This window comes from Streptomyces thermocarboxydovorans, from assembly GCF_039524635.1.
In the GTDB taxonomy this organism is placed as follows: Bacteria; Actinomycetota; Actinomycetes; order Streptomycetales; family Streptomycetaceae; genus Streptomyces; species Streptomyces thermocarboxydovorans.
Map to the genome: position 1 here is coordinate 1 of NZ_BAAAGU010000108.1, position 10,489 is coordinate 10,489.

The following is a 10,489-nucleotide window of genomic DNA, read 5'->3' on the forward strand; positions in this document are numbered from 1 at the left end:
CACCCCCTCCGGCGCCCGCCGCACCCCCGGCCGCACCGCCCGCCGCGCCCCCGGCCGCGGCGCAGGCAGCACCCCAGCCCGCACCGCAGTCCGCGCCGCAGACCGCAGCACACCCCACAACCCAGCCCACATCACAGGCAGCACCACAGCCCGCACCGCAGACCGCAGCACACCCCACAACCCAGCCCACATCACAGGCAGCACCACAGCCCGCACCGCAGACCGCCCCCGCGCCCGGCCGGCAGGGCGCGCACCCCGCCGCGGCCTCCTCCGCCGCCGGAGCCTCCCAGCCGCAGCACGCCCCCGGTGGCGGCGTCTACCGTCCCGCGCAGCCCGAGGACTACCCGCTGCAGGCGCCGGACCCCCGGGTGGCCGCCGCCGAGCCGGTGCGGGCCGCTCCCCGGCCCGAACCGGCGCAGAGCGCCGCCGCGGCCGAGCCCGCCGAGGGCGAGAGCGGTACCGTGTGCGTGGCCTGCCGCGCCGGACGGGTGGACGACGACGGCTACTGCGAGAACTGCGGCCACGCCCAGCCGCGCGAACGGGACCACATGGAACAGGAATGCGGCCCCGTGGCTGCGGTCAGCGACCGTGGCCTGCGCCACCACCGCAACGAGGACGCCTTCGCGATCGGCACCACCACGCTGCCCGACGGCTCCCCCGCCTCCGTGGCGATCGTCTGCGACGGCGTCTCCTCGGCGACCCGCCCGGACGAGGCCTCGCTGGCCGCCGCCCGCGCGGCGAGCGAGTCGCTGCTGGCGGCCCTGCCGCGCGGCACGCACCCGCAGCAGGCGATGCACGACGCGATCCTCGCCGCCTCGGACGCGGTCAACGCCCTCGCCGACGAGCCCGCGACCGCCCGTGAGCACGCCCCGCACCAGAACGCCCCGGCCTGCACGATCGTCGGCACCGTCGTCACCAGCGGGCTGCTGATCGTCGGCTGGGTCGGCGACAGCCGCGCCTACTGGGTCCCGGTGGACCGCTCCGCCCCGCCGGCCCGGCTCACCGAGGACGACTCCTGGGCCGCGCAGATGGTCGCCGCGGGCCTGATGGGCGAGGCCGAGGCGTACGCCGACCAGCGCGCGCACGCGATCACCGGCTGGCTGGGCGCGGACGCCTACGAACTGGAGCCGCACACCGCCTCGTTCAAACCGGACCGGCCGGGCATGGTCATGGTCTGCACCGACGGCCTGTGGAACTACGCGGAGTCCGCCGAGGAGATGGCCGAGGTGGTGCCCGCCGACGCCCATCTGCGCCCGCTGCACAGCGCCCGGGTGCTGGTCGGTCACGCCCTCGACGGCGGGGGCCACGACAACGTAACAGTGGCTCTGGTGCCGTTCCCGGCCGCCGCCGCGGGGGCAGGATCGGCCTGAGAGGCCGCGTACCGGCCGGGCACTCGCCGCGTAGCGCGGGCCTGAAGCGGGGAAGTATCAACGGGCCGGAGGGGACCGGTCGTGGTCCGACGCCGCCCGCGCCTCGCGGGGGCATTGAGGGGGATCGAAGCTGGCATGGCCAATCTTTCGAAATCGAACGTGCCCCGGTTCTCGGTGGATGTGTACCAGAACGAGTACCTGCCCGAGGGGGCCGGGCAGGTCGACGCCGTCGTCACGGTGACCGCGACCGGCGGCGGCACCATCGGCAACGCGGTGACGGCACCCCATCTGTACTCGCCGGGCGAGGGCCCGTCGGCCGCGGTGGTGCTGATGGTCGACTGCTCGGGTTCAATGGACTACCCGCCGACCAAGATGCGCAACGCCCGGGACGCCACGGCCGCCGCGATCGACGCGCTGCGCGACGGCGTCCACTTCGCGGTGGTCGGCGGCACCCATGTGGCGAAGGAGGTCTACCCCGGCGGCGGGCTGCTGGCCGTCGCCCACGCCGCCACCCGCGGCCAGGCCAAGCAGGCGCTGCGCAAGCTGAGCGCGGGCGGCGGCACGGCGATCGGCACCTGGCTGCGGCTGGCCGACACGCTGCTGGCGTCGGCGGACGTGGCGATCCGGCACGGCATCCTGCTCACCGACGGCCGCAACGAGCACGAGTCGCCCGAGGATCTGAAGGCGGCGCTGGACGCCTGCGCCGGGCGCTTCACCTGCGACGCGCGCGGGGTCGGCACCGACTGGGAAGTGAAAGAAGTCACAGGGATCGCCTCGGCGTTGCTCGGCACCGCCGACATCGTCGCCGATCCGGCCGGACTCGCCGCGGACTTCACGCAGATGATGGAGGCGGCGATGGGCAAGGAGGTCGCGGATGTCTCCCTGCGGCTGTGGACCCCGGTGGGCACCACTGTGAGATTCGTCAAGCAGGTGGCCCCGACGGTGGAGGAGCTCACCGACCGCCGCACCGAGGCGGGTCCGCGGGCCGGCGACTATCCGCTGGGCTCCTGGGGCGACGAGTCCCGCGACTACCACATCTGTGTCGAGGTGCCGCCCGCCGGCATCGGCCAGGAGATGCTCGCCGCCCGCGTGTCGCTGGTGATTCCGCGGCCCGACGGCACCGTGGAGAACCTCGGCGCGCAGGGCCTGGTGCGGGCGGTGTGGACCGACGACGTGGCCGCGTCGACCGCCATCAACCCGCAGGTCGCGCACTACACGGGACAGGCCGAGCTGGCACAGGCCATCCAGCAGGGACTTGATCTGCGCAAAGCGGGCGATTTTGATGGAGCAACGGCCAAACTGGGCCGCGCGGTTCAGCTGGCGAGCGCGTCCGGCAACGCGGATACTGCGAAACTGCTTGCGAAGGTGGTGGACGTCGTGGACGCCGCGACCGGTACTGTGCGACTGAAGGCGAAGGTCGAGGAGGCCGACGAGATGACGCTCGAGACTCGGTCCACCAAGACCGTTCGTGTAAAGAAGTGACCTGCAAGTACCCGAACGTGCCTGTACGTACCTGTAAGTGAAGAGCCTGACCCCTTGGGGTTGGAGAAGTCCGGTCGGATGCGGCCGGGAAGGAGAGGGGGAAGCGCCGACATGCCGACCTGCCCGAACGGACACCAGTCGGGTTCCGACGACTGGTGCGAGGTCTGCGGTCACCGCATGGCGGGTGCCGTGCCTCCGCCCCCTCCTCCGCCGCCCGCTCCCGGCGGCTACGGGTTCCCGCCGCCCGGCGGCCCGCAGGGCCACGGTGGTCCCGGCGGCCCCGGTGGTTTCGGCGGCGGCCAGCCCGAGCTGTGCCCGCAGTGCCGTACGCCGCGTGAGGGCGGCGCGCCGTTCTGTGAGGAGTGCCGCTGGAACTTCCTGACGAACACGGCGACCACGTACACCCCGCCCGCCCCGCGTCCGCCGGCCCCCGGCCCGGGCGGCCCCGGCGGCCCCGGTGGCCCCGGTGGTCCCGGTGGTCCCGGTGGTCCCGGTGGCGGCCACTACCAGCAGCCGCCCGGCCCGTCCTACGGCGGCGGCGACGCGTACGACTATCAGGGCTCCCGCCCCTCGCAGGTGAACCGTCCCGCGGAGCCGATCCCGCCCGGCCCGCCCGGATACGGCGGCCCGGGTGGCCCCGGCGGTCCCGGCGGTCCCGGTGCTCCGCAGGGCTACCAGGCCGGTCCGCCGGCCCCGCCCGGATACCCGCAGGACACCGGCCGGCAGCAGCCGGGCGGCCCGTCCTACGGCGGCGGGGACGACGACTGGGTGATCTCCCCGCCCGCGGGCGGCCCCGGCCAGCAGGGCGGCGGCTACGGCTACCCGCAGCCCGGCGCGCCCCAGGCACCGCAGGACCCCGGCGGCTACGGCCAGCAGCAGAACAACAACAACCAGGGCCAGGGCACCTGGACGGCGATCATCGGTCCCGACCGTGAGTACTTCATGGCGATGATGCAGCGTTCCGGTCCCGAGGCCGCGGGCCTGAACCTGCCCGCGTACTCGCCCGAGCAGACGCGTCCGCTCACCGGCAACCAGGTCACCATCGGGCGCCGCCGCCACTCCACCGGCGACACCCCGGACATCGACCTGTCGACCCCGCCGGAGGACCCGGGAGTCTCGCACCAGCACGCGGTGCTGGTCCAGCAGCCGGACGGCAGCTGGGCGGTCGTCGACCAGAACTCGACCAACGGCACCACGGTCAACGGCGGCGAGGAGCCCATCCAGCCCTTCGTCCCGGTGCCGCTCCAGGACGGGGACCGGGTGCACGTGGGCGCCTGGACGACGATCACCATCCGCCGCACTTAAGCAAACCAAGCCGCCCGCCCCGCCCCCGCTCAGGCGGTCTGGCCGGCGGGGGCGAGCGGCCATACGTCGGGACCGTCCGGGTCGTCCAGCCAGGCCCGGGTCCCGTCGCCGTCGACGGTGAGGCCGTAGCGTTCGCGCTGCGGCCTCCCGGCGCGTTCCCACACCTCGTACGCCTCGCGGGGATCGAGGCCGCTGCCCGCGGTCAGCGCCAGCAGGAAGCGGAACAGTTCGTGCCGTGCGGCCTCCTCCGGCAGGCCGGTCGGATCGGGCGGCTCCGGCCGCGAGCGGGCCGCGCCGCGCAGCGGGACGAAGTAGGCGGGGGTGTGCAGGAAGCGCCCCTCGGCCCGGCCCGCGTCGTGCACGGTGAGCGCCACGACGCCGGTGGCGTAGGGGGCGAGGATCCGGCCTCCGGGGCGGGTCTGCGCGAGCCAGGCGGGCGGGACCGAGGGCAGGGCGCAGGTCGCGATGATCCGGTCGAAGGGAGCACGATCGGGGGCGCCGCGCGCCCCGTCGCCGGTGACCACGGCCGGGTGGTAGCCGGCGGCGGCCAGATTGCGGCGGGCGGGCTCGGTGATCTCCCGGTCGAGGTCGACGGTGGTGACCAGGTCGTGGTCGCCGAGCCGGTGGGCGAGCAGGGCGGCGTTGTAGCCGCTGCCGGTGCCGATCTCCAGCACCCGGTCGCCGTCCCGGACGCCGAGGGCGGCCAGCATCAGCGCCATCAGGGACGGCTGGCTGCTCGAGGAGAGCAGTTCGCCGTCGCGCAGCACGAGGCCCAGCGGGGTGTCCTGGTAGGCGCCGCGCAGCCACTGCTCGCGCGCCCGCGGATCGGGGTCGTCGCAGCTGCGCCGCTCGTAGCCCCCGGCCGTGCCGACGTAGTAGGACGGCACGAACAGATGCCGGGGCACGGCCGCGAACACCTCGCGCCAGACGGGGTCCTCGTCGAAGGCCCCGCTCGCGGCGATCTCCCGCACCAGCGCCTCGCGCGCCGGGACGGCGATCTCCTCCAGCTCCGGCCGCACCGCATGCCCATACCCGCCCATCTCTCCACGGTAGAGGCGGGAGGGCTCCTTGGCGGCGGACCTAGGTCACACCTAGGTCTTGAGTCCTAACCCGATCGGTCTGAGAGCATGGACGGCGTGACAGAGATTCGGCGCGGCACGCTTCAGGAGCAGACCTTCTACGAGCAGGTCGGCGGGGAGGAGACCTTCCGCCGGCTGGTCCACCGTTTCTACCAGGGTGTGGCCGAGGACCCGGTGCTACGGCCCATGTACCCCGAGGAGGACCTGGGCCCCGCCGAGGAGCGCCTGGCGCTGTTCCTCATGCAGTACTGGGGCGGTCCGACGACGTACAGCGAGAACCGGGGGCACCCGCGGCTGCGGATGCGGCACGCCCCGTTCCGGGTCGACCGGGAGGCGCACGACGCCTGGCTGAAGCACATGCGGGTCGCCCTGGACGAGCTGGGTCTGTCCGAGGAGCACGAGCAGACCCTGTGGAAGTACCTGACGTACGCCGCGGCCTCGATGATCAACACCCCGGACTGAGCCACGCGCACGTCCCCGGGGCCCATGTGGGCCCCGCACCCACGTCCCCCGCCGTGCGGAATCCGGTCACTCTTCGCCGATATTCGATCACGATCTGGTCAAGTCCGCGCGACAAGCGCTTACCGTCGGCCGGTCGTCTCTGACACCATCGCCCGGAGGTCTGGACAACGGGGGCCGGACGACACGGGCGGGGGGCTCGGGTGGGGAGCGCGGGGGGGCTGGCGAGGTTCGTCCTCGCGCGGGCACGGGCCCACCGGCCGCTGCTCGCCGCGGCCCTGCTCACCGTTCTGCTGACCACCACGGTCCTGGCCGCCCTCACCGCCTGCTCCGCCGCCATCGGCGACGCGGCCCTGCGCCACGCGCTCGGCGACGAGCGGAACGCCGCCGGCACCACGCTCGTCGTCGAGTCCGACGTACCGGCGAAGGATCGCGCCGAGGCCGAGCCGGCCGTGCGCGAGGGGGCCCGGCGGGCCTTCGACGGTCTGCCGGTGACCCTGAGCAGCCTGAGCCGCTCCGGCCCGTACGCCCTCCCCGGCTCGCTGCGGCCCGCCGACGAGCGCACCGCGGACGGCTCCCTGGACCGCACTGCGGACGACGACCCCGATCTCACCCATTTCGCGGCGCTGGAGCCGGCCCAGGTGCGGATCACCGAGGGCCGGATGCCGCGGGCCGCCACCGGATCCGGGCCGGTCGAGGCCGCGCTGCCCGAGGCCGCCGCCGACCGCCTCGGCCTGAAGGCGGGCGCCCGCCTAACGCTCGCCGACCGCCTCGGCGGCTCCCCGGTGCCGGTGCGGATCACCGGCGTGTACCGGCCGGTGGACGTCACCCGCCCCTACTGGCAGCTGGACGAGCTGCACGGGCGCGGCACCGTCGAGATCGACTTCACCACCTACGGCCCGCTGCTCGCCCCGCCGTCCGTGCTTGCCGGTGACCGGGTCAGCGAGGGCGGCACGGCCTGGCTGGCCGCGGCCGACTTCACGGCGCTGCGCACCGAGCGGATCGACGCGCTGCGCGAGGCGATGCGGGCCGGCTCCGCCGCCCTGCGCGAGGACGAGGCGCTGGGCGGCGCGGAGGCCACCAGTGCGCTGCCCGGCGTGCTCGACCGGGTGGAGCGCTCGCTGCTCGTCTCCCGCTCCACCCTGCTGATCATCGCGCTGCAGCTGGCCCTGCTCGCCGTGTGCACCCTGCTGCTGGTGGCCCGGCTGCTGAGCGCCGCACGGGCGGGCGAGACCCGGCTGGTGCGGGCGCGCGGCGGCTCCGGCGCCCAGGTGGCGCGGGTCGCCGCTCTGGAGGCGCTGCTGCTGGCCGTGCCCGCGGTGGCCTGCGCCCCGCTGCTGGCGGGCCCGCTGACCGGGCTGCTCGCCGGGCAGGGCGCGCTGGCCCGGATCGGGCTGCACCTGGACACCTCGGTCGGTGACGCGGCCGGGCGCGGCACGGTGTGGCTGGTGGCGGCGGCGGTGGCGCTGGGCTGCGCGCTGGCCGTCACGGTGCCCGCGCTGCTGTCGTCCCGGTCGCTGTTCCGGCCCGGCCGGGCCCGCTCGCTGCCCGGTGCGGTGCGCGCCGGGGCGGACCTCGGGCTGCTGGCGGTGGCCGCCGTGGCGTACTGGCAGCTGAGCCGGCAGCCGTCCGGCGCGATCGGCCACGACCTCGACAGCGACGCCATCGACCCGCTGGTGGTCACCGCGCCCGAGCTGGCGCTGCTCGCCGGCACCGTGCTGACGCTGCGGCTGCTGCCGCCGGTGGCGCGGCTGGCCGAGCGGCGAGCGGCCGGCAGTCGCGGGCTGCCGGGGGCGCTGGCGGGCTGGCAGTTCAGCCGCCGCCCGATGCGCGGCGCGGGGCCGGTGCTGCTGCTGGTGCTGGCGGTGGCGCTGGGCATGCTGGCGATCGGCCAGGGCTCCTCCTGGGACCGCTCGCAGAGCGACCAGGCGGACTTCCGGGCCGGCGCCCACGTGCGGCTGCTGGCCGCGGGCGACAGTGAGCCGGGCCGTACCGAGACCTACGGGGCGGTTCCCGGCGTCCGGGCGGTCGCCCCCGCATATCGCACGGAGGTGCCGCTGTCGGGCAATCGCACCGCGACGGTGCTGGCGCTGGACACCGGGCACGCGGCCGGGACCGTGCTGATGCGCTCCGACCTGGCCGATGAGCCGGTGGACGACCTGCTCGGCTCGCTCACCCCGAAGGGCGAAACCGCCGGTGTGCGGATCCCCGAGAGCACCCGCCGGCTGACCCTGGCGGCGCGGCTGACGGGCGCCGGGCCGGACTCGGCGGTGGAGGTGCGGGCCACGCTCGTCGACCAGTACGGCGTCCCCCACCGGCTCCCCCTGGGCCGGCTCCCCAGCGACGGGCGCACCCACGCGCTCACCCTGGACCTCGCCGCCGCCTCAGAGGGCTCACCGGGCCCCATGACGCTGACCGGGCTCCAGCTCGACCTGCCCCAGCCGCGCGGCCGGGCCCGGACGCACCGCTTCACCGCGGCCTCGCTGACCGCCACGGACGCCGGCGGCCGGGACCGGCGCCTGGCGCTCCCCTCGGCACGGTCCGCGTGGGCGCTGTCGGCAAAGACCAGCGGCACCGCCGCCGACGCCCGCAGCGGCCCGTCCCGGCCCCGCCTCACCCCGGGCGGCCCGCTGACCGTCAGCTACGGCACCGGCCGCATCCCCCGGGAGAACCGCTGGGCGAACTGGATGGTCACCGTCCGGATGCAGCTTCCGCAGCCGGAGACGCCGGTGATCAGCGGTGTGGCCACGGACCGCTATCTGGAATCGACCGGCGCCCGCACCGGGCAGCGGGTGGACGTCACCGTCGACGGCTCCACGGTGCCGGTGCGGATCACCCGCTCGGTGCGGGAGCTGCCGTCGGCGCCGTCCGGCGGGGCGGACGACGGCGGGGCCCTGCTGCTGGACCTGCGGTCGGTCAACCGGGTCCTGCAGGACCTGTACGGCTCGGGTGTGGCGCCCACGGAGTGGTGGCTGCGGACCGCGCCGGGCGCCTCCGCGAAGGTGGCCGGGGCGCTGCGGGCGCGGCCGGACGTCGACCCGTCCCGGGTGGTGGTGCGCGACGAGATCGCCGCGGAGCTGCGCGACGACCCGTTCGGCGCCGGTCCCGAGGCGGCCTTCGGCGCGGCGGCGCTCGCGGCGGCGGCGCTGACCGCGGTGGGTTTCGCGGTGAGCACGGCCGGGGCGCTGCGGGAGCGGTCGGCGGAGTTCGCGGTGCTGCGCGCCCTGGGCGCCTCCCGGCGGCGGCTGGCGCGGGTGGTGGTGCTGGAGCACGGGGTGCTGGTCGCCCTGGCGCTGGGGGTAGGTGTGCTGCTCGGGGCCGTCCTGGCGCGGGCGGTGATCCCGCTGATCATGCTGACGTCCGAGGCCGCCCGGCCGGTGCCGCAGGTGCTGGTGGAGCTGCCGCCCGCCCGGGTGGCGCTGCTGCTGGTGACGGTCGCGCTGGTGCCGCTCCTGGTCACGGCCGTGCTCTCGCTGCGCCGCGCGGACCCGGTGCCGGCCCTGCGGGAACAGGGAGGCGAGTGAGGTGCCCGGCACGTCCCGACCGCCCGCGCCGGTCGCGCCCTGGGTGCGGACCCGGCTGCGGTCCGCGCCCGGAGCCGCGCTGGCGCTGGCGCTGCTGGTGGCGGTGACCGCGTTCCTGGCCGCCGCGCTCCCCCGTGCCGTCGACCGGTACGGGGACGCCGGGCTGCGCCGGGCCGTGGAGTCGGCGGGCCCCGACCGGGTCACCGTGCGGGTGACGGCCCCGCAGCCCGACTTCTCCGCCTCCCCGGCGGAGCGCGAGGCGGCCCTGCGCGGCGACGCCCTCGACGCGTACCAGGCCAGGATCCTCGACCTGACCCGCCGTCACCTGCCCGTCGACGCGGGGCAGTCCTCCCACGGCGTGCGGACCGGTGAGGAGGCGGAGATGTCCGAGCCCTGGCTGCCCCGCCCGGACGGTCTGCCCGCCCGGCTGTCCCTCGCCGCCCAGAACGGGCTCGCCGGCCACTCCCGGCTGCGCGAGGGCCGGCTGCCCAGGGCAACCGGGCGGGTCACCACCGCCACCACCGCCGTCGAGGGTGCCGTCACCACCGACACCGCCCGCGCCCTGCGCATCGGGGTGGGCTCCGTCCTCAGCTTCCCGGGCCTGGAACGTCCCCCGCTCAGGGTGCGGATCACCGGCATCGTGGAGCCCCGCGAGCCGAAGGGCGCGTACTGGTCGGCCGATCCGCTGCTGCGCACCCCCGTCCTGACCGTCCTGGCCGGCGACCCGGAGATGCGGCAGTACTGGAAGGGCTCCCTGCTGCTGCCGCCGGACGCGGCACCCGCGCTGCTGGGCACCCCGCTGGAGCCATGGCGCTACTGGCAGCAGGCGCCTTCGCTCGGCGGCCTGCACGCCCACGAGGTGTCCCGGCTGCGGACCGCGGTGGCCTCGCTGGAGTCCGGCCCCGCCCAGCAGCGGGTGCGCCAGGCCACCGCGCCGGAGGTCGCGACCAGCACCGAGCTGGACGAGGTGCTCGCCGAGTACTCCCGGATGCGTTCCGCCATCGGCCCCATGGTCGCCGTCGCCGCCTTCGGCACCGGCACCGTGGCCGCCGTGGTGCTGCTGATGGCGGGCGGTCTGGCGGCCGGCCGGCGGCACGGGGAACTCACCCTGCTCCGGGCCCGCGGCGGCTCCCTGCGGGGCATCGCCGAACGGCTGCTGGCCGAGACGGCCGTGGTCGCGGTGCCCGCGGCCGGGGCGGGGCTGGCCGCCGCGTGGCTGCTGCTGCCCGGGGCCAGGCCGGGCCACTCCGCGGCGGCGGCCGCGGGCGGC

Annotated in this window: 6 protein-coding genes and 1 pseudogene; 6 read left to right on the plus strand and 1 reads right to left on the minus strand. The window is 75.9% G+C overall.

Features of this window, described 5'->3' with window-relative positions; all coding sequences use genetic code 11:
* The 3 genes from ABD198_RS29735 to ABD198_RS29745 form a co-directional block, all read left to right on the plus strand.
* A partial coding sequence (locus tag ABD198_RS29735) for a PP2C family protein-serine/threonine phosphatase (RefSeq protein WP_344007692.1) occupies positions 1-1,370 on the plus strand: 1,370 nt, incomplete at its 5' end.
* 135 nt (positions 1,371-1,505) lie between these two features.
* Positions 1,506-2,852 (plus strand): vWA domain-containing protein, encoded by a 1,347-nt coding sequence (locus tag ABD198_RS29740; RefSeq protein ID WP_344007694.1) that lies wholly within the window; start codon positions 1,506-1,508, stop codon positions 2,850-2,852.
* A 111-nt stretch (positions 2,853-2,963) separates the two neighbouring features.
* Positions 2,964-4,157 (plus strand): FHA domain-containing protein, encoded by a 1,194-nt coding sequence (locus ABD198_RS29745; protein ID WP_344007696.1) that lies wholly within the window; start codon positions 2,964-2,966, stop codon positions 4,155-4,157.
* A 29-nt stretch (positions 4,158-4,186) separates the two neighbouring features.
* Here ABD198_RS29745 and ABD198_RS29750 read toward each other — a convergent pair whose 3' ends face one another.
* Entirely contained in the window at positions 4,187-5,197 is a 1,011-nt protein-coding gene (locus ABD198_RS29750; protein WP_344007698.1) for a methyltransferase domain-containing protein, read from the minus strand.
* Positions 5,198-5,284: 87 nt separating this feature from the next.
* Here ABD198_RS29750 and ABD198_RS29755 point away from each other — a divergent pair, with 87 nt between their 5' ends.
* The 3 genes and pseudogenes from ABD198_RS29755 to ABD198_RS29765 all read left to right on the plus strand — a co-directional run.
* Positions 5,285-5,698 carry a globin gene (locus ABD198_RS29755; protein WP_344007700.1) on the plus strand — a complete coding sequence of 138 codons (414 nt, stop codon included), beginning with the start codon at positions 5,285-5,287 and terminating at the stop codon, positions 5,696-5,698.
* Between the two features lie 200 nt (positions 5,699-5,898).
* On the plus strand, positions 5,899-9,219 hold the full coding sequence (locus ABD198_RS29760) for an ABC transporter permease (protein ID WP_344007702.1): 3,321 nt from the start codon (positions 5,899-5,901) through the stop codon (positions 9,217-9,219).
* A gap of 1 nt (position 9,220) precedes the next feature.
* Positions 9,221-10,489: pseudogene (locus ABD198_RS29765) on the plus strand (ABC transporter permease); the annotation flags it as partial.

What these genes read in the sequence shown, in the direction of transcription:
- ABD198_RS29740 (WP_344007694.1), top strand. Translation starts at nt 1,506, where the DNA reads ATGGCCAATCTTTCGAAATCGAACGTGCCCCGGTTCTCGGTGGATGTG.
- ABD198_RS29745 (WP_344007696.1), top strand. Translation starts at nt 2,964, where the DNA reads ATGCCGACCTGCCCGAACGGACACCAGTCGGGTTCCGACGACTGGTGC.
- ABD198_RS29750 (WP_344007698.1), bottom strand. Translation starts at nt 5,197, where the DNA reads ATGGGCGGGTATGGGCATGCGGTGCGGCCGGAGCTGGAGGAGATCGCC.
- ABD198_RS29755 (WP_344007700.1), top strand. Translation starts at nt 5,285, where the DNA reads ATGGACGGCGTGACAGAGATTCGGCGCGGCACGCTTCAGGAGCAGACC.